Raw genomic sequence first — 26,578 nt, 5'->3', positions numbered from 1 at the left:
GGACGCCCGCCCGGCGGGGGTCAGCCCGGCAGCCGCACCGGCATCAGCAGGTGCAGGTAGCCGGACTTCTCCGGCGACGGCGCCTCGCCGGCGTCGTCGGTGGCGGGCTTGGGCACCGGACGGACCAGCGCGGGCCGGTTCGGCGTGGTGAACGTCAGCTGGGCGCGGTCGGTGTGCAGCGCGCCCAGCGCATCGAGCAGGTAGCCCGGGTTGAACGCGATCGTCAGCGGGCTGCCGTCGAGCGCGCAGGGCAGCTCCTCCTCGGCGGACCCGACGTCGTCGCCGCCGGCGGCCAGGCGCAGCCCGTCCTCGCCGAACTCCATCCGGATCTGGGCGACCCGGTCCGCGACGAGCGAGACACGCTTGATCGCCTCGACCAGCAGCGCCACGTCGAGCTCGACGGCGGTGGTGTGCTCGGCCGGGATCAGCTGGCGGAAGCGCGGGAACTCGGCGTCGAGCAGCCGGCTGGTGGAGCGGCGGCCGCCACCGGTGAGGCCGAGCATCCCGTCCCCGGCCGACAGCGCGATCTCCACGGTGCCGGACCCGGCGAGGGTCTTGGCGACCTCGGCCAGGGTCTTGGCCGGGATCAGCACCGCGGTCGAGATCGAGGCGTCCTCCGGGGACCACTCGAGCTCGCGGACGGCGAGCCGGAACCGGTCGGTGGCCGCGAGCGTGAGCTGCGAGCCCTCGATCTCGAGCCGGATGCCGGTCAGCATCGGCAGCGTGTCGTCCCGCCCGGACGCGACGGCGACCTGGGCGACGGCGGCGGCGAGCGCGTCGGCGGCGACCGACCCGGCGCGCTGCGGCATGTCGGGCAGCTGCGGGTAGTCCTCGACCGGCATCGTCGGGAGGCTGAACCGGGAGTTGCCGCAGTTGATCGTGGCGCGGGAGCCGTCGACGGTCAGGTCGACCGGCTTGGACGGGAGCGCGCGGGTGATGTCGGCCAGCAGCCGCCCGGAGACGAGCGTGCGGCCCGGCTCCCCGACCGTCGCGTCGAGCTCGACGCGCGCCGAGGTCTCGTAGTCGAAGCCGGAGACGGTCAGCTTCTCGCCGGACTCGCCGTCGGACTGGATGAGGACCCCGCCGAGCACGGGCACCGGCGGACGAGCCGGGAGGCTGCGCGCCACCCAGGCGGCCGCGTCCGCGAGGACGTCGCGTTCGACCCGGAACTTCATCTGGAGACCTTCCCCGGTAGCGCCCGGCTCGGACCACGGCGCGGGGCCGGGTCGTCGACGGGACGGCGGTGCGGCGGCGGACCGGTTCGTCCTCCGGGTCCGGCCGGCGCCGTGGCCCGGAGGGGGCTGCGGAGCGGAGTGGCCGGAACGGGATCGGAAGCCGGGGTTCGCCGGGACGCTCACGGTAGAGCCTCGCCCCGACAGTTTCCACGCCACCCCGGTGCCCGTTCGGTGTCCCCGTCCGTGACCCCCGTCCGGGGGTCGGTCCACACAGGTGTTCTTAGGAAGAAGAGATAGAGAGAGATAAACCGTCGTAGTACTAAGTCCTGTGCACAGTGTGGATGGAGCGCATCCCCGCTGGTCAGCAGGCCGCGTCGGCTGGGGATACGGCGGTGGGGGCACCCGTTGACAGGTCTGTGGAGCGGTGGACCGACGGCGTCGACCCCCATCCGTCCCCGGTTCATCCCGGGTTCACCACAGAGTTGTCCACGGATCCCGGGCGATCCGTCCACGGGGCTGCGACGATCCATCCACAGAGTTGTCCCCAGATGTGGGTGGAAACGTGGTGGATCGTGGACCCAGGGTGATGGCGAGCACAGACCGTTCGGCACTCCCGCGTTGCACGATGAACCCACAGACGTCCCACCCGTCACAAGAATATCGACGGAGCGTGACCGGCGGGTGAGCGCAAGCGATCACCGGGACGAGTGGCGAAGCGCCGAGTGCCCACTACCGGACGACGAACGGGAGTGGTGGGACCGACACGCGGGTGACGCCACGCCGGACCCGATCGGTACCGCGCCGGACGGACCCGGTGTCCCGGGCGTCCGCGGCGGCGGGGGTGCCGATCGCCCGGGGACGGCCCGGAACGCGCCGCAGCGGCGATCTGGGGGCCGTGGTCCCTGTGGGTTGCACGGGATCGGTCCCGGTGCGCGCGGTGACCGCTGAGAACGCGTCCTGCCTGGTCACGGCGGGGCCGGCCGGGGCTGTGGAGAAGCGGTGCGACCGGTGGACAACCCGCCTCGGCGGGCCACCGGCCGAGGTCAGTGCCGGGCGCGCAGCTTGATCCGCGCGGTCAGCTCCTGCACCTGTTCGAAGGTCTTCCGCCGGAGCGAGATCTCGTTGCGGATCTTCTTGTCGGCGTGCATGACGGTCGTGTGGTCCCGGCCGCCGAAGGTCTGCCCGATGCGCGGCAGCGACAGGTCGGTCAGCTCGCGGCACAGGTACATGGCGATCTGGCGGGCCTGGGCGAGCGCCTTCGTCTTGCCGGGCCCGGACAGCTCGTCGAGTGTGAGCCCGAAGAACTCCGCGGTGACCGCCATGATCGTCGGTGCGGTGATCTCCGAGGCCGCGGAGTCCGGGATCAGGTCGCGCAGCACGATCTCGGCGAGCTGGGTGTCGACGGCCTGCCGGTTCAGCGACGCGAACGCCGTGACCCGGATCAGCGCGCCCTCGAGCTCGCGGATGTTGCGCTCGATCCGCTCCGCGATGAACTCCAGGACCTCACCGGGGACGGCGAGCCGGTCCTGCGCGGCCTTCTTCCGCAGGATCGCGATCCGCGTCTCCAGCTCGGGCGGCTGGATGTCGGTGATCAGACCCCACTCGAACCGCGTGCGCATCCGGTCCTCGAGGGTCTCGAGGCGCTTGGGCGGCCGGTCGGAGGAGACGACGATCTGCTTGTTCGCGTTGTGGAGGGTGTTGAAGGTGTGGAAGAACTCCTCCTGCGTCCCCTCCTTGCCCTCCAGGAACTGGATGTCGTCGACCAGCAGCACGTCGACGTCCCGGTAGCGGCGCTGGAAGGCGACCTTGCGGTCGTCGCGCAGGGAGTTGATGAAGTCGTTCGTGAACTCCTCGGTACTGACGTACCGGACCCGCATCCCGGGGAACAGCCGCTGGGCGTAGTGCCCGACGGCGTGCAGCAGGTGGGTCTTGCCCAGCCCGGACTCGCCCCAGATGAACAGCGGGTTGTACGCCCGCGCCGGCGCCTCGGCCACCGCGACCGCGGCGGCGTGGCTGAACCGGTTCGAGGCACCGATGACGAAGGTGTCGAAGGTGTAGCGCTCGTTGAGCCGGGTCTGCGACCGCGGCGCGACCGGGTCGCCCGCCTGCGGTGCGGTGTAGGCAGGCCACGAGGTCTGGCCCTCGCGCGAGCCCGGCTCCGGGCGCCCGGTGGGCTGCGGCGCCCATCCCCCGGACGACGACGGCGCCGGCTCGGCCGACCAGCCGCGGTCGGTTCCGGAGGGGCCGCCGTCGTCACGGCGGGACCCGCCGGCGAAGCCGTTGCCGAACCCGCCGTCGACGGCGGGCTGCGGCCCGGTGTCCGGACCGGCGCCGTCGGCGGGGGCGTGCTCGCGCGCCGGGTGGTCGGGTGCGGGACGGGCGCCGTGGTCCCCGTCGGTCGCCGCGGCCGGGTCGTCGCCGGCCCGGTCACCGGTGCCGGTGTCGCGGACGCTGTCCCCCGCGGTGACGCCGCGGTGCATGCCGAACCCGGGCGGGTCGGGGACCTCGGTGCCGCCGGACGCCGCGGAGGCGTCGACGACGACGGCGAGGTTGACCGCCACACCGAGGTGGCGGCCGAGGGCGTCGCTGATCGGCCTGCGCAGGATCCGCTCGATGGCGTCCTTCGCGAACTCGCTCGGCGCGGCGAGCAGCGCGGTGCCGTCGAGCAGGCCGAGGGGACGGGTCAGGCGCAGGAACGCGCGCTGCTGCGGGGAGAGGGCGGGTGTGCCGGACTCGGCCGACGCGCCGGAGAGATCGGCGATGACCCGGTTCCAGACCGCGCCGAGATCGCCCGGCTGGTCGGTCATCCGCGTTTCCCCCTCCCGATCGACCGCCGTCGGCGGTCTGCTCCCCCCGGAGCACTGGCGATGAGCCGTCCGGACACGAGGACTCGGCCTCAGGGGCGATGTATCCCCAGAGTTGTCCACACTTGTGCGTAAAGGTACGCAGCAGGTTCCGGCCGGTGCGCATCGGGGCGCCGGCCGTCGGTCGTGTGGAGGTCTCGGTCGGGGTGCGGGCGGTCGTTACTCCCGCGCCGGTCCCGGGCGGGGTCGGCGACGCTAGCAGCAGCCGTCGTGGCGGCCGTCCGGCGGGGTCGCGGCGCCCGGTGGGGGCGGTTTGACCCCCTCGAAACGCGCTGCGTACCCTTGACGACCGGACACCTGGTCGGATGGGCGTGTCGCGCCCGTCGAACGCGGCTCCCCGCATCTGTTGCGGAGTGCCGTGTGGCCGGTGGCCCGCGAACCCGAGCCAGTGACCGTAGACATCTCGGCGTCGCAGGACGCCTGCGAACCGCCGACCAGGAGCCGACCGTGAGCAAGCGTACTTTCCAGCCGAACAACCGCCGCCGGGCCAAGACGCACGGCTTCCGGCTGCGCATGCGCACCCGCGCCGGCCGCGCGATCCTCGCCGCGCGCCGTCGCAAGGGGCGCGGCAACCTCTCGGCCTGACGGCCGGCGCCCCCACCGGCCCGCGCCGTGCTGCCGGCACACGCCCGGCTCACCCGCCGGCCCGAGTTCGCCTCGACGATCAGGCGCGGACGACGTGCCGGCCGGTCGAGGCTGGTGGTGCATCTCGACCTGACCCGCCCCGGCGGCGTGCCCGAGCACGCCTCGCCGAGGGCGGGTTTCGTCGTGAGCAAGGCCGTCGGCAACGCCGTGGTCCGGCACCGGGTCTCCCGGCGGCTGCGGCACCTGGTCGCGGACCGGCTGACGGCGCTGCCCGCCGGCGCCGCACTCGTCGTCCGTGCGTTGCCGCCCGCCGGTGACGCCTCGTCCGCCGAGCTGGCGGCCGACCTCGACTCCGCACTGCGCGCGACGCAGCGGCCGCGCCGTCCGCGCCCGGCCGCGGACGGCCCGCGATGAGCACGGCACACGACGCGGCCCCGACGGGTGAGGAGGCTCCGATGGACGACGGAGGGCCCCCCGGCGCCCGGCCCGGTGTCGGCGCGCGGGCCGCGATGGCCGCGGTGCGCTGGTACCAGGTGTGGATCTCCCCGAACCTGATGCCGAGCTGCCGGTTCCACCCGAGCTGCAGCGCGTACTCGGTCGAGGCGTTCCGCGAGCACGGCTTCGTGCGCGGTCTCGGCCTCACCGTGTGGCGGTTGCTGAAGTGTGCCCCGTGGCACCCTGGCGGGTGGGACCCGGTGCCGCCGCGCCGGCGGCGCAGCGACGGGGTCCCGCGCAGCGGCACCGAACCCGATCCCGGGCCGGAGCAGACGTCCACCGACCCGCCCCGGACCGAAGGCCTCTCACGCGGTACGGACCGCTGACCCGCGGGCCCCGCCCGAGACCACGAGGAGCAACGCAGCAGTGCTGGACTTCATCTACTACCCCGTCAGCTGGATCATGTGGGTCTGGCACAAGGTCTTCGGCTTCGTCCTCGGCGACGACAACGGGTTCGCCTGGGCGCTGTCGGTCGTCTTCCTCGTCTTCACGCTGCGCGTCATCCTCTACAAGCCGTTCGTCGTGCAGGTCCGCTCCATGCGCAAGATGCAGGAGATGGCCCCGGAGATGCAGAAGCTCCGGAAGAAGTACGCGAACGACCGCCAGAAGCTCGCCACCGAGATGCAGAAGCTCCAGCAGCAGAACGGCGCCAACCCGCTCATGGGCTGCCTGCCGATCCTGGTGCAGATCCCGGTGTTCATCGGTCTGTTCCACGTGCTGCGCGAGTTCAAGCCGGGCAAGACCGAGAACTACGTCTTCAACGCGGCCGAGAACGCCTCGTTCGTCGACTCGAGTCTGTTCGGCGCGAAGCTGGGCTCGGCCGTGTGGCCGCTGCAGAACACCGCCTCGGTCGCCGAGCTCGGCGGCAACCTGGTCTCGCAGTGGATCGTGATGATCCCGCTGATGATCGCGGCCGGCATCTTCACCCACATCACCGCGCGCCACTCGGTCGCCCGCCAGCAGGCGCAGATCGCCGCCGGCACCGTCGCGGCGAACCCGCAGGCCGAGATCATGCAGAAGCTGATGCTCTACGTGTTCCCGATCGGTGTCGTCGTCGGTGCGCCGTTCCTGCCGCTCGCGGTCCTCTTCTACTGGGTCGCCAACAACCTGTGGACCCTCGGCCAGCAGTACGTCGTCTACCGCAAGATCGACGCCGAGGAGACGGACAAGGCCGAGAAGGCCACCGAGTCCGCCAAGGCCCGCGCCCCGCGCCCCGGCCAGAAGCCGCTCCGCGACGTCCGTCGCGGCACCGCCGAGGACGTCCGCGAGATCGCCGACGAGCCGATCCAGCCGGCCGAGGAGGAGGCCGCCGAGGCGGCGTCCGAGGCCCGCGCCACCGGATCCGACGGCGCCTCCGCCGACACCGGCACGACCCCCGACGGGCAGCGCAACGGCACGGCCCGCAACGGGAACGGCAACGGATCCGGCAACGGCAACGGCAACGGCCAGAAGAAGCCCGGGGCGAAGCCGGTGCAGAAGCGTCCGGGGGCGAAGGCCCGGCGCGGCAAGCGTCGCTGACCGTCCCACCGCACCACCCCGACAGACCCCGGCGCGCCCCGCCGGCCCCGGCGGACCCCACCGCCGCGCGGGCCCGGGCGCGACGGACCGCGAACCGTTGACGAGAGGAGTTGCGCGTGCCCACCACCGCCAAGGAGCCCGCCGAGGGTCCGGACGTGCAGGACAAGCCGTCCGGCGAGAGCCTGCTGATCCAGGAGGGCGACGTCGCAGGTGACTACCTGGAGCGCCTGCTGGACATCCTGGACTACGACGGCGACATCGACCTCGACGTCGAGGGCGGCCGCGCCATCGTCAGCATCGAGGGCGCCGAGGACGACACCGACCTGCAGAAGCTCGTCGGCGACAAGGGCTCGGTGCTGGAGAGCCTGCAGGAGCTGGCCCGCCTGGCCGTCCAGCAGCAGCTGGGCAGCCGCAGCCGGCTGATGCTCGACATCGCGGGCTGGCGGCGGCACCGCCGCGACGAGCTCACCGAGCTCGGTCTGGAGACCGCCCAGGAGGTCAAGGCCAGCGGCGAGTCCGCACGGCTGCGACCGATGACGCCGTTCGAGCGCAAGGTCGTGCACGACGCCGTCGCCACCGTGAAGGGCGTCGTCTCCGAGAGCGAGGGCGAGGAGCCGCGTCGCCAGGTCGTGGTCCACAAGAAGTGACCACCTCCCCCATCCCGACCCCGGAGGTCGCGGAGAAGGTCTTCGGCGACCGGACCGGGCTGGCCGTCCGCTACGTCGAGCACCTCGCGACCTCCGGGATCGAGCGCGGGCTGATCGGCCCGCGCGAGCGGGACCGGCTGTGGGACCGGCACGTGCTGAACTGCGCGGTCCTCGGTGAGGTCGTGCCCGCCGACGCCCGGGTCGCCGACGTCGGCTCCGGCGCCGGGCTCCCCGGGATCCCGCTCGCCCTGGCCCGGCCCGACCTGCGGATCGTGCTGATCGAGCCGCTGGCCCGCCGGGTGGAGTGGCTGGACGAGGTGCTGGGCGACCTCGGCCTGGACATCGTCGTCGAACGGGGGCGTGCCGAGGAGAAGCCCGTTCTGCGACGATGGGAGGGGGCCGACGTCGTCACCGCCCGGGCCGTCGGACCGCTGGCCCGGCTCGCGGGCATCTGCCTGCCCCTGCTGCGGCAAGGGGGTGCGATGCTGGTGCTGAAGGGCGCCTCCGCCCCGGACGAGATCGCCCGCGACGCCGCGGCGGTCCGTGCGCTCGGAGGGGGCGAGCCCCGGATCCACGAGACCGGAGCCGGTGTGGTCGATCCGCTGACCACGGTGGTCGAGATCCCGCGGACCGGCGCGCCCCGCCGCAACCGGAGGAAGGAACGGCGATGATGGGTGCCGGAGCGCCGTTTCACGTGAAACACCGACCGGGCACGAACCGTCCAGGAAGCGAGGGTCGCGCATGAGTGCCGGATGGACCCCCATCGCGGACGAGGCCGAGCGGGCCGCACGCGTCCTGCACCCCGACCGGCACGGCATGCCCCGCCCGGCCGCGCGCCGCATCATGGGCGTCGCGAACCAGAAGGGTGGGGTCGGGAAGACGACCAGCACGGTCAACCTCGCCGCGGGCCTGGCCCTGCACGGCATCCGGGTGCTGGTGATCGACCTCGACCCGCAGGGCAACGCGTCCACCGCGCTCGGCGTCGAGCACCGCACCGGCACGCCGTCGGTGTACGAGGTGATGCTCGGCGAGATCCCCCTCGAGGAGGCCGTCGCGGTCAGCACCGCGTCGCCGAACCTGCTCTGCCTGCCCGCCACGATCGACCTGGCCGGCGCCGAGATCGAGCTCGTCAGCATGGTCGCCCGGGAGTCCCGGCTGGCCCAGGCGCTGAACGACGAGACGCTGTCCCGGCTCGACGTCGACTACGTGCTCATCGACTGCCCGCCCTCGCTGGGGCTGCTGACGGTCAACGCGCTCGTCGCGGCGTCCGAGGTGCTCATCCCGATCCAGTGCGAGTACTACGCGCTGGAGGGGCTCGGGCAGCTGCTGTCCAACATCGACCTCGTCCGGTCGCACCTGAACACCTCGCTGCACGTGTCGACCATCCTGCTGACCATGTACGACGGCCGCACCAAGCTCGCCGACCAGGTCACCTCCGAGGTCCGCCAGCACTTCGGTCCGACGGCGCTGCGCACGGTCATCCCGCGCAGCGTGAAGGTCTCCGAGGCCCCCGGCTACAGCCAGACCGTGCTCGCCTACGACCCCGGCTCCCGCGGCGCGATGAGCTACATCGACGCGGCCCGGGAGATCGCCGAGCACGGGGCGAGCGGCGCCTACCGCCCGGACGGTCGCTGAGATGGCCGAGCGCAAGGGTGGACTGGGCCGCGGTCTCGCCGCGCTCATCCCCACCGGCCCGTCGGAGTCCGGTGACCGGCCCGGGAACAACGGACCCGGCGCACCCCTGCACCGCCCGGCCCCGGCCGTCCGGCGCGACGACCACGACCCCGAGACCCCGGTCGTCGACGGCGGCGCGGAGTACCGCGAGATCCCGCTGCGGCGGATCGTGCCCAACCCCAAGCAGCCGCGGACCCAGTTCGACGACGACCAGCTCGCCGAGCTGGAGCACTCGATCCGTGAGTTCGGGCTGCTGCAGCCGATCGTGGTCCGGCGGGCCGGTGTCGACTACGAGCTGATCATGGGCGAGCGCCGGTGGCGCGCGGCCCAGCGCGCCGGGCTGGAGACGCTGCCCGCGATCGTCCGGCACACCGCCGACGACGTGATGCTCCGCGACGCGCTCCTGGAGAACATCCACCGCGTCCAGCTCAACCCCCTCGAGGAGGCGGCCGCCTACGAGCAGCTGCTCGCCGAGTTCGGCGTCACGCACTCCGAGCTCGCCGACCGGCTCGGCCGCAGCCGGCCCGTCGTCACCAACATGATCCGGCTGCTGAAGCTGCCGGTGTCGGTGCAGCGCCGGGTCGCCGCAGGCGTGCTGTCGGCCGGGCACGCGCGCGCCCTGCTCGGCCTCGAGGACGCCGGGCAGCAGGAGGACCTCGCCACCCGGATCGTCGCGGAGGGCATGTCGGTCCGCGCGACCGAGGAGGCCGTCGTGCTCGCGCGGCAGGAGGGTCCGCCGCGGGAGCGCCGGGTCCGCCGTCGCGGCGACCAGCGCCCGGAGTTCGTCGAGCGCGCCGACCGGCTGGCCGACATGTTCGACACCCGGGTGAAGGTCGAGATGGGTCAGCGCAAGGGCCGCATCGTCGTCGAGTTCGGATCGGTCGAGGACCTCGACCGGATCACCGGGCTGATGGGGATCAGCGAGCGCGACTGACCGGACACCACTCCCCTTCACCGACGGCCGTCGTCCCCGTGGACGGCGGCCGTCGGTCTGTCCGGCACCCGGGGTGGCTGCGGGGTGTGGCGCAGTGGAAGGCTTCTGAGGGCGCCCTGAGACGGCCTCTGAGGTCTCCGGTACCGGCTCGGTTGATGGGGAGGCCGGGGTGGGTCTCAGGAGGCGTGTGAGGCTACTGAGCCGGTTGGACTGCCCGATTCGTCGCCTTTGTTGACTCTTCGGTCTCTGTCGGGTGCGGACTGGCCAGGATACGGCCTGATCAGTCGTACGTCCGCCTGAACGCGGCGGCGTCGATGGTGGTCGCGCGTGGTTCGGCTCGTGGTGGATCCCCGGTGACGGTCGTGCGGAGTGGTCATCGATCGGGCTCGGCCGGTGAGTGGGACGGGAGCGTCCTGCCCCGGGGTTCTGCGGTCCGTGTGGGGCCGGGGTTCGCGGCTTCTCTCCCGGTGTCGGTCCGGGGCGTGGTCCGGACGGCGTCGCTGTTTCACGTGGAACATCGTCGGGAGGCCGTGTCGGGCGCCGGAGTGCTCCGGGTCGAGGGTCGGACTCGGTCGTGGCTGAGGCGGCCTGCGGGAGGCTCAGGGTCCGGTGGGAGATCCGGGGTGCTGTGTCTCGGTACTGCTGTCCCCCCGCGACCTAGGGTCCGGTCTGCAGGTGCGAGTCGGTTCGCAGGCTTCGTCCCGGTCCCGGTCCCGGTCCCGGTCCCGGTCCCGGTCTCCGGACGCGGGGTAGCGGTGTACGCAGCTCGACCCGGTGGCACCGTCCGGCCCGGGGAGACGACTCGGCTCGATGGTGCGGTCCGGTCCGGTGGTGCTGCTCGGACGGGTGGCGCGGCTCGGTTCGGTGGCATGGCTCGGCCTGGCGGCACTGCCCGGCCCGGTGGCACTGTCCGGCTCTGATGGCGCGTCCGGTCTGTCGGTGCCGATCGGGGGGTGCGGTCCTCCCCCGCGGTGCACGGGCCCAGCCCCGGGACGGGGGTCGCAACCCCTGAGTGGTCCGCCCACGCTGCGGACCGCCGCGACGCGACCCGGTACGCGCCGCACGGACACGGCGACCGGGTCGACGTCTCATCCCGCCGACGGTGTCGGGGACGACCGCCCCGGGTGCGTCGACCCGGTGTGCGGCGGCCGACATCCGGGACGATCGCGCGTGCCGTTGCGTTGAACCCAGACACCGGCGTCCGGCCCACCTACGCCGGGCTGCCCGATGTCCGGACCGCCGGCGTTCGGCCCGGAGCGTCCAACCCGAGAGTTCCCGGCGGCCTGGGAGTGCTCGGCCGGTCGGCACAACTCCGGAGGCGCGAGACCGGGTCGCGGACCGGACAGTGCAGGACCGGACAGGGCTGGACCGGGCGGTGCAGGACCGGGCGAGGCAGGGCAGGACAAGGCGACCCACTGCGACAGACCCGGGCGCACACCGAGCAGCTCCGCCCCCGCCGACCCGACCGATCCGGGCCCGGCGTCGCGTGCGTGTGTTTCACGTGGAACACCGCGATGCCCCAGGATGGCCCGGTGCTCACCGACGCCGAGCTCGCCGCTCGCACCGACCGCGCCGTCGACACCGCGGTGTCCGCCGCGCGGGACCACGGCTACCGCCCCGGCACGCCCCGCGTCCTGCACGACCTGTTCTCGGTCGTCGTCGCGCTGGAGCCGGAGCCGGTCGTGGTGCGTGTCCCCACCGTCCTCCCGCCCGGCCTCGACCCGGCGGCGCAGGCGGCGCAGCAGCGGCGCGAGATCGCGGTCTGCCGGTGGGCGTCGGACGCGGGACACCCCGTGGTCCGGCCCGCGCGCCCGGAGCGACCCGTCGCCGCCGGGGACCTGTCCCTCACCTTCTGGGAGCGCCTGACCGTCGTCCCGGACGGCCCGCCCGACGCCGGTGCGAGCGGCGCGACGGTCGCCCAGCTGCACGCCGCGCTGCGACCGTGTCCGGTCGAGCTGGACTGGATGCACCCACTCGACGACTCCGTCGCGGCGATGCTCGACGCGCTGCGGCACGACACCACCCACGTCTCCCCCACCGACTGCGACCGCGCGCTGCGGGAGTGGGCGACGATCCTCCCGGTGCTCGGCGACGAGGCGGGCTGCGCCGACCGGTTCCCCAGCACACGACCGCAGCCGGTGCACGGGGACTCGCCGGCGTACAACGTACTGCGGACCCCGGACGGTCCGTACGACGCCGACCTCGAGCACGTCTGCGTCGGACCGGTCGAGTGGGACCTGACCTTCGCCGGTCCCGAGGTCGTCGCCGCGTACGAGCGGGCGGCCGACCGCCCCGTCGACGCCGAGCTGCTCGCCCTCTGCGAGGCGGCCCGGCTCGTGCAGCTCGTCGCCTGCTTCGCGATGGTCCCCCAGCAGCCAGGTCTCGGGGACGGGATGAGCCCGCTCCTGGAGCTGTGGCGGGCGTCCGAGCCGTGCGGCGGCGTGCTCGGCTGATGTTCCACGTGGAACCACACCACTGTGGTTCCACGTGGAACATCGCTCAGCCCTGTCGGGCCGCCGCGCGCTCGACGAGCGCCAGGTAGACCGTCGCGAGGTCGGAACCGTCCGCGGCCACCGCGGTCGGGAGCAGCGAGGTGTCGGTCAGGCCCGGCGACATGTTCATCTCCAGGACGTGCACGTGACCGTCGGCGTCGACGATCGCGTCGGTGCGCGACACGTCGCGCATCCCCAGCAGCCGGTGTGCGGCCAGGGCGGTGTCGGCCAGCGCGTCCAGCACGTCCGACGGCAGCCGCGCCGGGCAGTGGAACGTGGCCGCACCTGGCGTGTAGCGGGACGTGTAGTCGTAGAACCCGGACGGCACCTCCACCTCCACCGGCGGCAGCGCGCGGGGCTCCTCGCCGTCGTGGACGACCGACACCGCGACCTCGGTCCCGGCGACGAACCGCTCGACGAGGACCGTCTCGGCGTAGGCGAAGCAGCTGACCATCGCGGCCGGCAGGTCCGCCGCGTTCCGGACCACCTGCACACCGAGCGCCGAGCCGCCCTGGTCCGGCTTCAGTACCAGCGGCAGGCCCAGGCGCTCGACGATCGCACCGAGCACGCCCTGTGCGCCCAGCTCACGGAAGGTCGAGTGCGGCAGCGCGACCCAGTCCGGCGTCGACAGGCCCGCGCGGACGAGCTCGGTCTTCACGCTCGGCTTGTCCCACGCCCGCCGGCACGCCCCGGACGGCGTCCCGACGAACGGGATGCCCAGCAGCTCCAGCACCTGCTGCACGGCACCGTTCTCCCCCTCGCCCCCGTGCAGCGCGACGGCGACCGCGTCCGGCCGGTCGGTCGAGAGCCGCTCCAGCAGGCGCGCGTCGACGTCCCACTCGCGGACGTCGACACCGTTCGCGCGCAGCGCACCCGCCAGTCGACGACCGGATCGCAGGGACACCTCACGCTCGTGGGACAGGCCTCCGGCCAGCACGGCCACCGTTCGATCGCTCACGCGGGCATTCTGCGCCATGAACGGGAACGCCCCGGACCGGGAGCCGGTCCGGGGCGTTCCACGTGAAACATCGCCGTCGTCGGACGGCGTCAGGTCGTGTCCGGTGACGGGCTCTGGGTGCCCCGGGTCAGCTCGGGGCGGACCGGTGTCCCGAACGTCCGCACGACCTCCATCTCGGCCTCCAGCACCGCCGCCAGCCGCCGCACGCCCTCGGTGATGCGCTCGGGCGTCGGGAAGCAGAACGACAGCCGCAGCTGCCGGCTGCCGAACCCGTCGGCGTAGAAGCCGGTACCGGACGCGTACGCGACCCGCGCGGTGACCGCGCGGGGCAGCATCGCCTTCGTGTCGACGCCCTCCGGCACGGTCAGCCACACGAAGAACCCGCCGTCGGGGACGTTCCAGGTGCAGCCCTCGGGCAGGTACGTCTCCAGCGCGGCGAGCATCGCGTCGCGACGCTCGCGGTAGTTCTCGCTGAACGTCTTGATCTGGCTGCGCCAGTCGTGGTGCGACAGGTAGCGCGACACCAGCATCTGCGTGAACGACGGCGGGCACAGCGTCGCCGACTCCGCGGCCAGCACCAGCCGGTCCCGCACCAGCGGCGGCACCAGCGCCCAGCCGACCCGCAGCCCCGATGCGAACGTCTTCGAGAACGACCCCAGGTACAGCACGTCCGGGTCGTACGAGCGCAGCGCCGGGTGCACCTCGCCGTCGAACCCGAGCATCCCGTAGGGGTTGTCCTCGACGACCATCACGCCGTAGCGACGGCACAGCTCCAGGATCCGCGGGCGCCGCTCGTGCGCCAGCGTCACGCCGGCCGGGTTGTGGAAGTTCGGGATCGTGTACAGGAACTTCGGGACGATCCCCTGCCGCGCCAGCGACTCCAGCGCCTCGTGCAGCAGCTCCGGGACCAGCCCGTGCTCGTCCATCGCGACGTGCACGACCCGCGCCTGGTAGGCGGCGAAGCTGCCCAGCGCGCCGACGTAGGACGGTCCCTCGGCCAGGACGACATCGCCCGGGTCGACGAAGATCCGGGTCAGCAGGTCGAGGGCCATCTGCGAGCCGACGGTGACGACGACGTCGTTCGGATCGGCCTCGATGCCCTCCTCCCGCATGACCTCGCAGATCTGCTCGCGCAGCTGCGGGACACCCTGGGCGGAGCCGTACTGCAGCGCGGACATGCCGTCCACGTCGACGAGCTCGGCCACCTCACGGGCGAGGGACTGCAGCGGCAGCGCCGCCAGGTTCGGCATGCCACCGGCCAGCGAGACGACCTCGGGACGGCTCGCGACGGCGAACAGCGCCCGGATCTCCGACGCCGTCATCCCGGCGGTGCGGGTCGCGAAGCGCTCGGTGGGGGCGAGCGGGACCACGGCCCCCTCCCCTGCCGCCGCTGCCTGCGCGGCCACCGCGGCCGCGGAACGGCGGACGTCGGGCTGCTGCGGGCGGTCGGGCAGGGTCATCGCGTGCTCCTCTGCGAGGGGAAAAGGCTCGCCGAGTGTAACCGCGACGGGTGATCGGCCCGCCCTTCGTCGTGACGTTCGTACCGGTGGGCCCTCTCGGGGTGACGGGATCGCGAGAATCCACCTAGTCTCGGGCTGCGCGGGGTCACCGGACCCGGGGGCGGCCAGGGGGACGGCTGCTCCGGCGCCGGGGTCGGGACCACGCCCCGGACGGGCCGGGCCGCGCAGCAGCGCGTGCATCGCGCGACGACGACATCCGGAGGTCGGATTCCGTGTCCTGGCACGTTGCCGCGCTCAACCTCGACAACCTCGGCGATCTGCCGAAGCGGTGTCGGAACTGCGTCTACTGGGAGCTCTCGCCCCAGCTCGCCGACCAGGCCGAGGGGTACGGCACGACCGACCTGGAGAAGGAGGCCTGGCTGTCGGAGGTGCTCCTCGAGTGGGGCTCCTGCGGCCGGGTCGTCTACGTCGGCGGTGCCCCCGCCGGGTACGTGCTGTTCGCGCCGCCGGCGTCGGTCCCCCGTGCCACCGAGATGCCGACCGGACCGGTCAGCGCCGACGCCGTCCTACTGACCACGATGCAGGTGGCCCCGGAGTTCGCCGGCGAGGGACTGGGCCGGGCGCTCGCCCAGGCCGTCGTGAAGGACCTGACCCGGCGCGGGGTGAAGGCCGTGGAGGCGTTCGGCGACGCCCGTCCCGGCACCGAGTCCGACTGCGTCGTCCCGGCGGACTTCCTCCGCTCGGTCGGTTTCAAGACCGTCCGCCCGCACCACCGCTGGCCGCGGCTGCGGATGGAGCTGCGCTCGGGGCTGGAGTGGAAGTCCGACGTCGAGGCCGCGCTCGAACAGCTGTTCAACACGGTGACCATCCCGATGCAGACCGCGGCGCCGCGCCCGACGGCGACACCGGCCCGCGCGGGGTCCTGCCAGCTCTCGTTCGTGCCGCCCGCAGGGACGATCTGAGGGCGCTCTGAGCGGGCCGTGGACGGCCTCGGTGGCCCGGCCCCGGGTGAGGGGGCCGGGCGGGGCACTGCGGGTCGTGACGGGCCTCAGACGGCCCGGATCTCGTCCCTCGCGTACTCGCGGGCCAGCACGTCGTTGAAGGTGAACGTGCCGGTGGGCTGGTCGTCCTGTCCGAGCAGGTACAGCCGCTTGACGGCGACGAGAATGCCCTCGGCGACGACGTCGCGGAAGCCCGGGTCGAGCAGCTTGCGGCGGTCCCCGAGGTGGGTCAGGTACCCGACCTCGACGCGGACGGCCGGCATCCGGGTCCGGCGCACGAGCTCCCAGGTGCACGTCTGGCTGCGGCAGTCGAGCATCGAGGTCCGGGTGAGCAGCTCGCGCTGGATCAGCCCGGCGAGCGCCTCGCCGACGTTCGACGTGGTGCCCGACCCGTTGCCGAAGTAGTAGGTCGCCAGACCCTGCGCGTGCGGGCTGAAGCTCGCGTCGGTGTGCAGCGACACGACCATGTCGGCGCCGACGTCGTTGGCGAACTGTGCGCGCTCGGTGTCCGGCGGGTTGCCGTTCTCCGGGCGGGAGAGCAGGGCCTCCATGCCGGTGGCCGACATGCGGCCGACGACCCGGCGGGCGAGGTCCCACATCAGGTCGGCCTCGGTGACCCCGCCGACGTCGACACCGCGGTCGTGCCCGCCGTGCCCCGGGTCGATGACGATGCGCTTGCCGCGCATCCGCGGGCCGGCCCGGCGCAGCAGCTCCTGCTCGCGCATGAGGTGCGGACGCCCGCCGGTGACCTTGCGGCCGAGCTGGCGCAGCGCGCGCAGCGTCTCCGGGCCGCAGACACCGTCGGGGGTCATGCCGTAGTCACGCTGGAAGCGGATCAGGGCCTGCTCGGTCTGCTGGTCGAACAGCCCGCTCGGCCGGCCCGGGTTGTACCCGAGCTCGAGCAGGCGTTCCTGCAGGTGGGCGACGTCGTCGCCGGTGGTGGGGGTGGAGAGCGTGAACGACAGCATCCGGTCGCCCAGGCTCCAGCCCGCCTCCCGCAGCGCACGGGCGGTGTCCGGGCCGACGATGCCGTCGGTGATCAGGCCACGGCCCTGCTGGAACATGCGGACGGCGCGGTCCACGCCGTCGTCGAACATGTCCTGGGCGCGCGAGCCCGGCGGAACCGCCGGGAGCAGACCGAGCTGTCCCAGCGTCGTCCGGATCTCGCGTACGGCCGGACCGCAGTCCCCGCGCCGGAGCAGCTGCATGCACCCCTCGCTCGCAGTCGTGAGGCGCCGTGCGACGCCCGTGATCGGTCGGTTTCGCCCGGTGACCGGACGCGTGCCGGACTCATTGTGCCCTGCCCCGCCCCCGGAGGAGTGCAGCGGGGCGGATACGCGCGTGTCCCGGTTGTGATCAACCGGGACACGCAGCGTTATCTCCGTGCGCTATGCAGCGCACGGACAGTGATCAGATGTGGTCGGCAAGATCGGCGAGGAGCGCCGCCTTCGGCTTCGCGCCCACGATCTGCTTCACCGGCTTGCCGCCGGAGAACAGGATCATCGTGGGGACCGACATGACCTGGTAGTCGCGGGCGACCTCCGGGTTGGCGTCGATGTCGAGCTTGGCGACGGTCAGCTTCTCGGAGTTCTCGCCGGCGATCTCGTCGAGCACCGGGGCGACCATCTTGCACGGGCCGCACCAGGTGGCCCAGAAGTCGACCAGGACGGGCTTGTCGCTCTTCAGGACGTCCTGGTCGAACGAGCTGCTGGTGACGTCGACGGTGTTGTTGCCCATGGGGTTCTCCTTCGGTCGCGGATGCGGGTCTGTCGGGTGCCGGTGGGCGGTCAGTGCGCGGCGTCGGCGACGGCGGCCGCCGGGGCGGTCTCCTCCGAGCCGTAGCCGCCGCCGGCCAGCTCGGAGCTGACCTCGTGGCCGGCCAGCCAGCGCTCGGCGTCGATCGCGGCCGAGCAGCCGGAGCCCGCGGCGGTGATCGCCTGGCGGTAGGTGTGGTCGACGAGGTCGCCACAGGCGAAGACGCCCGGGACGTTCGTGTAGGTGGTACGTCCGTCCACCTGCACGTAGCCCTCGTCGTCGACGTCGACCTGGCCCGCCACCAGCGCGCTGCGCGGGTCGTGGCCGATCGCGACGAACATGCCGGTCACGTCGAGCGTGCTGGTCTCACCGGTCACGGTGTCGCGCAGCTGCAGCTGCTTCACCGAGCCCTCGCCGGTCACCTCGGTGACCTCGGAGTTGGTGCGCCAGCGCATCTTCGGGTCGTTCTGCGCCCGCTCGTACATGATCTTCGAGGCGCGGAACTCGTCGCGACGGTGGATGACCGTGACGGTCTCGGCGAAGCGGGTGAGGAACGTGGCCTCCTCCATAGCCGAGTCGCCGCCGCCGATGACGGCGATGTTCTGGTCGCGGAAGAAGAAGCCGTCGCAGGTGGCGCACGAGCTGACGCCGCGGCCGAGGAGCTCCTGCTCGCCGGGGACGTGCAGGTAGCGCGGGGCGGCACCCATCGCGAGGATCACGGCGCGGGCCCGGAAGGTCTCCTTGCCGACCCGCACCTCCTTGACGTCGCCGTCGAGCTTCACCTCGTCGACGTCCTGCGGGCGCAGGTCCGCGCCGAAGCGCTCCGCCTGGCCGCGCATCTGCTGCATGAGCTCGGGGCCCATGATCCCCTCGGTGAAGCCCGGGTAGTTCTCCACCTCGGTCGTGGTCATCAGGGCGCCGCCGAACTGGCTGCCCTCGAACACGAGCGGGGCGAGCTGGGCCCGTGCGGCGTACACCGCAGCGGTGTAGCCGGCCGGCCCGGACCCGATGATGATCAGGTTGTGCACCGTGTCGTCGGTGGTCACCGGTACCGATCCCTCCTGGCGCGCCCGGGCGACGGGCGCGATGACGGGGCCTGCGGGTGCCGGCCCGGGTGGCCGGCTCCTGCGTCGTGGCTGCCGTATGGCTCGAACGCGATCCTAGACAGGGGCATTCCCGCTCGTCGGTGCCGTGGGACGTGGGCCGCGTGACCCGGGCGTCGCCGGTGCCCGGCCGAGTCAGCCGGTGGTGGTCTCGGCGAGCACCCGCGCGGTGCCCGGCCCGCAGTCCGGCGGTACGACGACGAGGCGGTAGCGGCCCCGTTCCGGCCCGCCGAGGACGAGCAGGACCGCCGGGCGGCCGTCGACGGAGTGCGGGCGGGCCGTCAGGAACGGAGCGTCCGGTCGCGGGTCGCCGGCCGCGCTGAGGCAGGCGCGGACCCGGGCGGGGTCGTCGAGCGCGCCGACGGGGACGTCCGCGCCGGCGGCGGCGGACCGGAGCTCCTCCGGGGCGGTCCCGGCGACCGGGACGACGACCGGTGCGGTGGGCACGAGGGCGGCGACCCCGATCCCGGCGACGACGAGTGCCGCCGCGGCGAGGGCGAGCGCGCGCCACGGGGTGCGGCGGCCCGGCGGCGGGCCGTCGGCCGCCGGAGTCCCGCCCCGCTCCGGTCCGGGAGCCGCTCGCGCCACCTCCGCGGCGAGCCGCGCCCGCATCCGCGCCGCCACGTCGTCCGGCATCGCCACCGGACCGAGCTCCCGGGCCACCCGCGCCCCGACCTCGGCGAACTGTTCCTCGTCGACATGACACGATGCAGGTGTCCGGGGGTTGTCGTCGTTCCGACGAGTGACGTTCAACGAGTTGTCGTCGGGTCGGTGAGAACTGCTCATCCCTCGTCCTCCCGCAGTACGGGGGCCAGCCGGGCCCGCGCACGGGCCCGGCGGCTCTTCACCGTCCCCGGCGCCACCGCCAGCATTTCCGCCGCCTCCGCGACGCCGTAGCCGAGCCCGTCCACGAGCACCAGCGCGGCCCGCTGGTCCACGGGCAGCAGGGCCAGCGCGTCGGAGACGGCGAGCCGCACCACGAGCCCGCCCGCGTGGTCCCGGGCCGCGACGACCGTCTCCAGGGCCCGCAACCGGTCCCGTCGCCGCCCGGCCGCGCGGAGCCGGTCGACGCAGTCGTTCACGAGGATCCGGTGCAGCCACGTCCCCGTCGCGGCGTCACCGCGGAACCCGGGCGAGCGGAGCGCGGACAGGAACGCCTCCTGCACCGCGTCCTCGGCCTCGGTCCGGTCGCCGAGCATCCGCAGGGCCACCGACCAGAGCCGGTCGGCGTACCTCCGGAACATCTCGTCCAGGTCGGGCGGGGCCCGGTCCGGGATCCGGTCGACGGTCGTCACCCGCGCACGGTAGGCAGCGCAGGGGGGTGCCCACGGGCGTTGCCGGGCCGGTCCGTCGCGATCGCGAACGGGGGCGGCTCAGGGTGCGGTGCGGCGGAACCCGATGTCGTCGATCTGGGTCTGGTTGTTCGGCCCGAGGTTCGTGATCCACAGGAGCACGTGCTGGGTGGGGCGGCCCGGGTCGAGCCCGACCGTCGTCCGTCCCGAGGACAGGGTGACGGTGTCGAGCAGCGTCGTCTCCGCCAGCGTCGGCTCGGCCGACGGGGCCGAGCGGACCTCCACGACCGCGCCCGCGGTCGGCGAGTCGATGGTGAGCCCGGTGAGCGGCTCGGCGGCGTCGAACGAGGCCAGCACACCGATCCCGGGCTTGAGCGCCGGGAAGGGCTGGAAGTAGCGGCTCGTCGTCCACACGGTGGAGGGGTCGCCGTCGACGACGTTGCCGACCGTGCCGGCGTTGTCCGCGTCGCCGACCGGGTCGAACACCGTCGCCGACACGTCCGGCACCGCGGCACCCGTCCCGGACGACGCGGCCGGGGCCTGCGCGGCGGGTACCTGCTGCTGCACCGGGGCGCTCGCCGCGGGCGGGATGACCACCGGCGGGGCGCCGCCGCCACCGAACAGCATGCCCAGCTGCACGGCGACGTACCCGAGCACGATCAGCACACCGACGGCGAGCACCCCGAGACCGATCCGCAGGTTGCGGCGGCGCCGGGGGTCGTTGCGGGTGTCGGGCAGCCGGTCGGAGTCCTGCCACACGTCGTCGGGCTCGGCGGGGGCGCCGTCGTGCACCGGCGGGAAGAAGGCCTGGTCGGCGTCCTCGGCGACGACGTCGGCCAGCATCCGGTGCATCGCCGCGGCGGTGTGCACCCGGCTGACGCCGTCGCCCTGGCCGAGCGCGCCGCTGCACAGCGTGTCCAGCTCCAGCGGCACACCGGGCCGCAGCTGCGACGCGGGCCGCAGCCGGCCCGCGGGCGTGCGGTCGGCGGCGACGAGCCCGGCGCGGGCGGCGTCGGACACCGACAGCGGCCAGCGCCGGGTGAGCAGGCAGTAGAGGATCCCGCCGAGCCCGCGGACGTCGTCGGCGGCGGACACCGACGGGCGCGGGAGCAGGAAGGCGAGCATGGCGCGGCCGTCCGGGGTGATCCGGACCCGCTGCGGGTGGTCGCAGCCGAGCACCAGGCCCTGCTGGTGGGCCTCGGTGGCGGCGGCCGACAGGGTCTCGACGGCCTTGGCGGCCCGCTGCGCGCGGACCGGGCCCTCGGCGACGGTCTCGGCCAGCGAACGTCCGGGCACCCATTCGGCGACGGCGGCGCCCAGCACGTCGGCCGGCAGGCCGTGCGTGCCCGGGGCCAGTACGTCGAGCAGCCGGGCGCTGCCGGAGTGCTCGAAGCAGCCCGAGCGCAGGGCACGCACGATCATCTCGCCGGCGCGGGCGGTACCCTCCGGGTCGTCGGACCGGTCGTCGGCGGGGAGCCTGCGCAGCAGCGTGACGCCGACCGGGCGGCGCAGCACGGTGTCCTCGGCGCGCCAGAACTCCGCCCCGGCGGCCGGGTCGGACCCGATGCGCTGGCGGAGCACGTAGCGCTCGGTGAGCGGCGAGCCCGCGGTGGTGCCCGCGGTCTCGCGGACGGGCGGGATGCGCTCGGTGGGCCGGGCCTGGGCCGGCACCGCGGGCACGGCGGCCGTCGGCTGCTCGTCGGCGGGTACCCCGGCGGTCCCGGGCGCGTCGGCGGTCGCCGTGGCGTCGGTGGGGTCGAGCGACGGGTGCGGACGGGGGGCCGCGTCGTCCTCGACGGGGTGGGGGCCGGTCCGGGCAGTGCGCTCGCCGATCTGCCCGCTCAACGGCCTCGCCCTCCCCTGGCGCTCGGTGTCGTGTCCGGCGTCAGCCTACGGCACTCGGTCGGATGTGGACGAGCCGAGAACACGCCCCCGGACCCGTCTCCCCTGTCTTCGGAGACGGGGGCCGATCGGTTTGCCTCCCGGCCCTCCGGATTCGCCGGGAAGCACCTGTGCTGCGACGAGCGGTCAATACCGGACGGCGAACGACGGCGGTGTTCCTTGTCTCCCCCGGGCTCAGGAGCCGTGGGCGCGTCCGGACGGCGCCGGTCCCGGTGGCACGGGGACGTCCGGGGGCGTGTCGGGCCCGGGACCGGCGCCGGGGCCACCGGACGGGCCGGGTGCGGCGGCCGGACGCAGCCGGCGCAGCACCCGCCGGACCACCAGGACCACCAGGACACCGCCGGCGATCGCGGTCAGCCAGACCGTGACCGTCCCGTAGACGGTCGACCGCACCCGTAGCCGGGTGTCCGGGCCGAGCGCGACGCCGTCGGGGGTGAGCAGACCCGCGTCGACGCTGAACACCCCGGAGCGGGTGACCTGGGCGCTGACCCGCACCTGGACGCGGCCGCGCGGCGGGACCGCCTGCACCTCGATCGGGGCGACCCGCAGCCCGGTGGTGCTCGACAGCACCACCCGCACGTTCATCGTCACCGGCAGCCCGTTGGCGACGGTGATCAGCAGCGGTGCGTCGCTGGTCCCGAGCGAGTACGGGCTGGGCGGCTCCACCACACGCACCGACGCGCGGATCTCGGCGATCCGGTCGGCGACGACGGTCTCCTCCCGCTCGGCGCGGGCCGGGTCGCCCCGCCACCACGACGACACCGCCCGCAGCGTGCCGGTCACCAGCGGGTCGAACACGTCGGCGGGGCTGGCCCCGACCCCGGTGCGGGCCTCGGCCGCGGCCCGCAGCGCCTCGATCGTCCGGACCTGGTCGGCCACCCCGGACACGACCGTCCCCGGGATCTCCGCGCCACCGGCCTGCGGCGGGTAGAACAGCTGCGTCCCGCCCGCCTGCACGTCGCCGCCGATGAGGGTGGACAGGCCGGTCGGGGCGATCCGGCCGTCGTCGATCAGCGAGGTCAGGGCGGTCAGCACCCCGGCGGCGGCCGGCCCGTCCGCGGCCCAGCGGTGCGGCGGCGCGACGACCAGCGGGCCGCCGGCGTCCCCGGCCCGGAACGCGAGCGCCCCGGCGAGGTCCTGGCCGGCGAGCCCGCCCACGTCGCCCTGCTGCACCTCGACGCCCGCGGGTCCGCTCGCGGCCTCGGTGAGCAGCGGGTCGGTGAGCAGCGCGGAGTCGTCGCCGTCGCGGCCGGTGCCGTCGGAGCCGCCCACGCGCACCCGGCCGGAGGCCGCCGTGCCGGTCACCCCGTCGGCGGAGAGCAGCAGCCGGGTCCCGCCGCCGAGGGCGTCCAGCGTCGCCTCGTCGACGACGCCGTCGGCGGGCCACACGACGCCGTCGAGGACCGTGGTCCCCAGCTCGGTGGACAGGGTCCGGCGGCCGCGGTCCAGCGCGGTCCGGGCGAGGTCGGCCTGGCCGCCGCGGACCAGGGCGACCAGGTCGGCGTCCGACGGCGGCAGCGCGATCACGCAGGTCCCGCGCGCGGCGGCGGTCAGCGCCGCGAGCCACTGGCCCGCCGCCTCCGCGCCGCGGCCGGGCACGGACTCGTCGGGGCCGGTGACGACGCCGTAGCCGTCGCGCATGGCGGCCGCGGTGGCGACGAGCTCGGGGTCGATCGCCAGGCAGAGCGCGGCCCGGGTCGGGGACCCGGCGGGCGCGGCCGAGCCCAGCGCCTCGACCAGGCCGCGCAGCCGGCCGCCGTCGGCGAAGGAGGTCGCGAGGTCGTCGTCGGTCAGCAGCGGCGGCTCGCCGGGCAGCGGCGGGACCCGGCGCGGGGCGTCGGTGATCGGGTAGAGCATCGTGACCGGCGCGGCGGCCACCGGCGACGACGGCGGCGCGGCCCCCGGCAGCGACGACACCGGCAGCATCGTGCGGACCCCGGCCAGCCGCGACGGCGTGCCGTCGACGGTCCCGTTGAGGTTCACCAGCAGCGGGTAGGTGCCCGGGCCGGGCAGCGCCAGCGTCGACTGCGGGGGCCCGGTGAGCGGGACGGCGTAGCGGAACGGGACCGACGCGCCCGGCGCGAGCGGACCGAGGTCGGCGAACGGCGGCGTCGCGTCGTCGACCGCGGCCTCCCCGGCCAGCGCGGTCCGCAGCCCCGCCTCGCCGGCGAGCACCGGCCCGCGCTGCACCCGGACGGCCAGGTCGTCGACGATCCCCGGTCCGGTGTTGGTGACGGTCCCGGTGACGACCAGCTCGCCCGGCCCCGCCGACGTCACCACCCGCGGGGTCATCGTGCCGACGTCGAGCCGGACCGGGGCGACGGGCTGCTGGGCCGGCTGCTGCGCCGGGCGGTCCCGGGCGGCGGCCTGCGGGGCGCCCGCCGGGAACGCCGCGGGCAGGAACAGCGCCACCACCGCGGTGAGCACGATCGCGACCAGGGCCGCGACCCGGCTCACGCCGTCTCCTCCAGCAGGTTGGCCGCATGCCGGATCAGCCGGCGCTCGTCGGCGTAGGCGAGGCGGCCCTCGAGCTCGTCGAGCGGCACCCACGCCACCTCGGAGACCTCGACGTCCTCGTCGCAGAGCTCTCCGCCGAGCGCGCGCATCAGGTAGTGGTGGACCGTCTTGTGGACGCGCCGGTCCTCGGCGACGAACCAGAAGTCGATGGTGCCCAGGGGAGCCAGCACCTCACCGATGATGCCGGTCTCCTCCTGCACCTCGCGCACCGCGGCCTGCTCCGCGGTCTCACCGGCCTCGATGTGGCCCTTGGGCAGCGACCACAGCAGCCGGCCCCGGCGGTCCAGCCGGCCGATCAGCGCGGCGGCGCCGGTCTCGGGGTGCACGACGAGCCCACCGGCGGACGTCTCGTCCACCGTGCGCAGCCGGCGACGGCGGTCCGGGGACCGGTCGGCGCGCCCGGCACGGCCGGCGCGTGCGCTCCGGCCCTCACGGCCGGGTTCCGCGCCGCGCCCTGCCGAGGAGCGGCCGCGGGAGGTGGACATGTGGCGATGGTAACGAGGAGGTGGCTCGAAGGGGGGTCGACGAGCCGCCAGCGGCCGTGGCGTCACCCGGTCGCCCCGCCGTCGATCAGCGGTCGAGCGGTACGGAGCGACCGGAGGACCCGTGCCCACCGGCCGGGCGCGTTGCCTAGACTGGCCCGTCGTGTCCTCGTCGTCCCCGTCCTCCACCGCCCGACAGGTGACCCGGCCGACCCGACCTCCGGCCGGATCCGCCCCGGACCCGGACGAGCTGCAGCGAGCACAGGAGAACGCCGTGGTCGCACTGCTCGACGTCCCGGCCGTCGCCGACGAGCTGGCCGCCCGTTTCGCCGCCCGCGGCCACCTGCTCTACCTCGTCGGCGGCAGCGTCCGCGACGCGGTGCTGCGCGGCACCGGCGCGTCGACCCGGGACTCCGGGGACCTCGACTTCACCACCGACGCCCGCCCCGAGCAGATCCTCGCGATCGTGCGCGGCTGGGCCGAGGCGGTCTGGGACACCGGGATCGCGTTCGGGACCGTCGGGCTGCGCCGCGACGGGCAGACCCTCGAGGTGACGACCTTCCGTGCCGACACCTACGACGGCACCTCCCGCAACCCCGAGGTCCGCTTCGGCGACACCGTCGAGGGCGACCTGGTGCGCCGCGACTTCACGGTCAACGCGATGGCGGTCGAGCTGACCGGGTCGCACCGCCGCTTCGTCGACCCGCACGGCGGGTTCGCCGCGCTGGCCCAGGGCGTCCTGGACACCCCGGACACCCCGGAGCGCTCCTTCTCCGACGACCCGCTGCGGATGCTGCGCGCCGCCCGGTTCGTCTCCCAGCTCGGGTTCACCCCCGCCGCGCGGGTCACCGCCGCGATGACGGCGATGGCCGACGAGCTGACCCGGATCACCGCCGAGCGGGTGCAGGCCGAGTTCACCAAGCTGATGATCGGCGACCACCCGCGGCGCGGCCTGGAGCTGCTCTGCGACACCGGCCTGGCCCGGCACGTCGTCCCCGAGGTCCCGGCGATGCAGCTGGAGACCGACGAGCACATGCAGCACAAGGACGTCTACACCCACTCGCTCGTCGTGATGGAGCAGGCGATCGAGCGTGAGACCGACGGGCCGGACCTCACGCTGCGCCTGGCCGCGCTGCTGCACGACATCGGCAAGCCGGCGACCCGGCGCAAGGAGCCGGACGGGCGGGTCTCGTTCCACCACCACGAGGTGGTCGGGGCGAAGATGACCCGCAAGCGGCTGCGGGCGCTCAAGTACCCGAAGGCCCTGGTCGACGACGTGTGCCAGCTCGTCTACCTGCACCTGCGGTTCCACGGCTACGGCAAGGGCGAGTGGACCGACTCGGCCGTGCGCCGCTACGTCGCCGACGCCGGCCCGCTGCTGGAGCGCCTGCACCGGCTGGTGCGCTCGGACTGCACCACCCGCAACCGGCGCCGGGCCTCGGCCCTGCAGCGCAACTACGACGGCCTGGAGGACCGGATCGCCGAGCTGCGCAAGCAGGAGGAGCTCGACGCGATCCGCCCCGACCTCGACGGCAACCGGATCATGGAGCTGCTGGGCATCCCGCCGGGTCCGGCCGTCGGGAAGGCCTACCGGCACATGCTGGCGCTGCGGATGGAGCAGGGGCCGATGGACGCCGAGCAGGCCGAGGTCGCCCTGCGGGCCTGGGCGGCCGAGAACCTCTGATCCGGACGTGCGTCCCGTACGGACGTACACATCGATGAAC

At 74.1% G+C, this 26,578-nt stretch carries 23 protein-coding genes; 11 read left to right on the top strand and 12 right to left on the bottom strand.

Translation table 11 applies throughout. The annotated features are described in order from the left end of the window. Positions 1-20: 20 nt before the first annotated feature. Together dnaN and dnaA are read right to left on the bottom strand one after the other, a co-directional pair. The gene (dnaN, locus tag DMP17_RS26860; RefSeq protein WP_020628488.1) at positions 21-1,175 is read right to left on the bottom strand and encodes a DNA polymerase III subunit beta; all 1,155 of its coding nucleotides are present in this window, start codon (positions 1,173-1,175) and stop codon (positions 21-23) included. 1,043 nt (positions 1,176-2,218) lie between these two features. After that, the gene (gene dnaA, locus DMP17_RS26855) at positions 2,219-3,982 is read right to left on the bottom strand and encodes a chromosomal replication initiator protein DnaA (RefSeq protein WP_337830955.1); all 1,764 of its coding nucleotides are present in this window, start codon (positions 3,980-3,982) and stop codon (positions 2,219-2,221) included. Positions 3,983-4,486: 504 nt separating this feature from the next. On the opposite strand from dnaA, the gene rpmH reads away from it, so the two are divergent. The 9 genes from rpmH (at position 4,487) to DMP17_RS26810 (ending at position 12,345) form a co-directional block, all read left to right on the top strand. Beyond that, positions 4,487-4,624 carry a 50S ribosomal protein L34 gene (gene rpmH / locus DMP17_RS26850; RefSeq protein WP_020622600.1) on the top strand — a complete coding sequence of 46 codons (138 nt, stop codon included), beginning with the start codon at positions 4,487-4,489 and terminating at the stop codon, positions 4,622-4,624. Between the two features lie 27 nt (positions 4,625-4,651). After that, positions 4,652-5,038: a ribonuclease P protein component gene (gene rnpA / locus DMP17_RS26845; RefSeq protein ID WP_337830954.1), complete on the top strand. Its 387-nt coding sequence runs from the start codon at positions 4,652-4,654 to the stop codon at positions 5,036-5,038. 41 nt (positions 5,039-5,079) lie between these two features. Beyond that, on the top strand, positions 5,080-5,445 hold the full coding sequence (gene yidD, locus DMP17_RS26840) for a membrane protein insertion efficiency factor YidD (RefSeq protein WP_337830953.1): 366 nt from the start codon (positions 5,080-5,082) through the stop codon (positions 5,443-5,445). 40 nt (positions 5,446-5,485) lie between these two features. Further along, on the top strand, positions 5,486-6,637 hold the full coding sequence (gene yidC / locus DMP17_RS26835; protein WP_337830952.1) for a membrane protein insertase YidC: 1,152 nt from the start codon (positions 5,486-5,488) through the stop codon (positions 6,635-6,637). 155 nt (positions 6,638-6,792) lie between these two features. Beyond that, complete coding sequence (locus DMP17_RS26830; RefSeq protein ID WP_443217978.1) at positions 6,793-7,284, top strand: Jag family protein; 492 nt, start codon at positions 6,793-6,795, stop codon at positions 7,282-7,284. Next, positions 7,281-7,955 (top strand): 16S rRNA (guanine(527)-N(7))-methyltransferase RsmG, encoded by a 675-nt coding sequence (rsmG, locus tag DMP17_RS26825; protein WP_062399027.1) that lies wholly within the window; start codon positions 7,281-7,283, stop codon positions 7,953-7,955. Before DMP17_RS26830 ends, rsmG begins: the two co-directional genes overlap by 4 nt. A 70-nt stretch (positions 7,956-8,025) precedes the next feature. Beyond that, positions 8,026-8,919, top strand: coding sequence for a ParA family protein (locus DMP17_RS26820; RefSeq protein ID WP_060713924.1), 894 nt, complete (start codon positions 8,026-8,028; stop codon positions 8,917-8,919). Position 8,920: 1 nt separating this feature from the next. Next, positions 8,921-9,892, top strand: a complete 972-nt coding sequence (locus DMP17_RS26815; RefSeq protein ID WP_226354456.1) for a ParB/RepB/Spo0J family partition protein — start codon at positions 8,921-8,923, stop codon at positions 9,890-9,892. Between the two features lie 1,514 nt (positions 9,893-11,406). Beyond that, on the top strand, positions 11,407-12,345 hold the full coding sequence (locus DMP17_RS26810) for an aminoglycoside phosphotransferase family protein (RefSeq protein ID WP_337830950.1): 939 nt from the start codon (positions 11,407-11,409) through the stop codon (positions 12,343-12,345). Positions 12,346-12,391: 46 nt separating this feature from the next. On the opposite strand, the gene DMP17_RS26805 is transcribed toward DMP17_RS26810, so the two are convergent. Beyond that, positions 12,392-13,342, bottom strand: a complete 951-nt coding sequence (locus tag DMP17_RS26805; protein WP_337830949.1) for a D-alanine--D-alanine ligase family protein — start codon at positions 13,340-13,342, stop codon at positions 12,392-12,394. 89 nt (positions 13,343-13,431) lie between these two features. Continuing rightward, on the bottom strand, positions 13,432-14,802 hold the full coding sequence (locus DMP17_RS26800; protein WP_337830948.1) for an aminotransferase-like domain-containing protein: 1,371 nt from the start codon (positions 14,800-14,802) through the stop codon (positions 13,432-13,434). A 272-nt stretch (positions 14,803-15,074) separates the two neighbouring features. Here DMP17_RS26800 and DMP17_RS26795 point away from each other — a divergent pair, with 272 nt between their 5' ends. Then, positions 15,075-15,764, top strand: a complete 690-nt coding sequence (locus DMP17_RS26795) for a GNAT family N-acetyltransferase (RefSeq protein ID WP_224401046.1) — start codon at positions 15,075-15,077, stop codon at positions 15,762-15,764. A gap of 86 nt (positions 15,765-15,850) precedes the next feature. Here the strand turns inward: DMP17_RS26795 and DMP17_RS26790 are convergent, their stop codons facing one another. The 8 genes from DMP17_RS26790 to DMP17_RS26755 form a co-directional block, all read right to left on the bottom strand. Further along, entirely contained in the window at positions 15,851-17,011 is a 1,161-nt protein-coding gene (locus DMP17_RS26790; protein ID WP_073573702.1) for an N-acetylmuramoyl-L-alanine amidase, read from the bottom strand. A gap of 202 nt (positions 17,012-17,213) precedes the next feature. Next, a complete protein-coding gene (gene trxA, locus DMP17_RS26785; protein WP_020622767.1) occupies positions 17,214-17,540 on the bottom strand; it encodes a thioredoxin in 327 nt (108 codons plus the stop codon). Between the two features lie 50 nt (positions 17,541-17,590). After that, positions 17,591-18,604 (bottom strand): thioredoxin-disulfide reductase, encoded by a 1,014-nt coding sequence (trxB, locus tag DMP17_RS26780; protein WP_073573701.1) that lies wholly within the window; start codon positions 18,602-18,604, stop codon positions 17,591-17,593. Positions 18,605-18,796: 192 nt separating this feature from the next. Further along, on the bottom strand, positions 18,797-19,447 hold the full coding sequence (locus DMP17_RS26775; protein ID WP_337830947.1) for a hypothetical protein: 651 nt from the start codon (positions 19,445-19,447) through the stop codon (positions 18,797-18,799). Further along, complete coding sequence (locus DMP17_RS26770) at positions 19,444-19,956, bottom strand: sigma-70 family RNA polymerase sigma factor (protein WP_073573699.1); 513 nt, start codon at positions 19,954-19,956, stop codon at positions 19,444-19,446. The genes DMP17_RS26775 and DMP17_RS26770 overlap by 4 nt, the downstream gene beginning before the upstream one ends. 78 nt (positions 19,957-20,034) lie before the next feature. Next, on the bottom strand, positions 20,035-21,798 hold the full coding sequence (locus tag DMP17_RS26765) for a protein kinase family protein (protein ID WP_337830946.1): 1,764 nt from the start codon (positions 21,796-21,798) through the stop codon (positions 20,035-20,037). A 231-nt stretch (positions 21,799-22,029) separates the two neighbouring features. Beyond that, positions 22,030-24,312, bottom strand: coding sequence for a DUF6049 family protein (locus DMP17_RS26760; protein WP_337830945.1), 2,283 nt, complete (start codon positions 24,310-24,312; stop codon positions 22,030-22,032). Continuing rightward, on the bottom strand, positions 24,309-24,857 hold the full coding sequence (locus DMP17_RS26755; RefSeq protein WP_202417219.1) for an NUDIX hydrolase: 549 nt from the start codon (positions 24,855-24,857) through the stop codon (positions 24,309-24,311). Before DMP17_RS26755 ends, DMP17_RS26760 begins: the two co-directional genes overlap by 4 nt. Positions 24,858-25,053: 196 nt before the next feature. On the opposite strand from DMP17_RS26755, the gene DMP17_RS26750 reads away from it, so the two are divergent. Beyond that, positions 25,054-26,538 carry a CCA tRNA nucleotidyltransferase gene (locus DMP17_RS26750; RefSeq protein ID WP_374228798.1) on the top strand — a complete coding sequence of 495 codons (1,485 nt, stop codon included), beginning with the start codon at positions 25,054-25,056 and terminating at the stop codon, positions 26,536-26,538. The last annotated feature ends 40 nt before the right edge of the window (positions 26,539-26,578 follow it).

The sequence above is a fragment of the Pseudonocardia sp. TMWB2A genome (assembly GCF_017312135.1).
Note: the sequence above shows the minus strand (reverse complement) of the source record. Positions and strands in the feature narration are given on the sequence as shown.

Excerpts from the sequence above, each read along its gene's own strand:
- DMP17_RS26820 (WP_060713924.1), top strand. The coding sequence starts at position 8,026 with ATGAGTGCCGGATGGACCCCCATCGCGGACGAGGCCGAGCGGGCCGCA.
- yidD (WP_337830953.1), top strand. The coding sequence starts at position 5,080 with ATGGACGACGGAGGGCCCCCCGGCGCCCGGCCCGGTGTCGGCGCGCGG.
- dnaN (WP_020628488.1), bottom strand. The coding sequence starts at position 1,175 with ATGAAGTTCCGGGTCGAACGCGACGTCCTCGCGGACGCGGCCGCCTGG.
- DMP17_RS26775 (WP_337830947.1), bottom strand. The coding sequence starts at position 19,447 with ATGAGCAGTTCTCACCGACCCGACGACAACTCGTTGAACGTCACTCGT.
- DMP17_RS26755 (WP_202417219.1), bottom strand. The coding sequence starts at position 24,857 with ATGTCCACCTCCCGCGGCCGCTCCTCGGCAGGGCGCGGCGCGGAACCC.
- DMP17_RS26790 (WP_073573702.1), bottom strand. The coding sequence starts at position 17,011 with ATGCAGCTGCTCCGGCGCGGGGACTGCGGTCCGGCCGTACGCGAGATC.
- trxA (WP_020622767.1), bottom strand. The coding sequence starts at position 17,540 with ATGGGCAACAACACCGTCGACGTCACCAGCAGCTCGTTCGACCAGGAC.
- dnaA (WP_337830955.1), bottom strand. The coding sequence starts at position 3,982 with ATGACCGACCAGCCGGGCGATCTCGGCGCGGTCTGGAACCGGGTCATC.
- DMP17_RS26815 (WP_226354456.1), top strand. The coding sequence starts at position 8,921 with ATGGCCGAGCGCAAGGGTGGACTGGGCCGCGGTCTCGCCGCGCTCATC.
- DMP17_RS26810 (WP_337830950.1), top strand. The coding sequence starts at position 11,407 with ATGCCCCAGGATGGCCCGGTGCTCACCGACGCCGAGCTCGCCGCTCGC.
- DMP17_RS26800 (WP_337830948.1), bottom strand. The coding sequence starts at position 14,802 with ATGACCCTGCCCGACCGCCCGCAGCAGCCCGACGTCCGCCGTTCCGCG.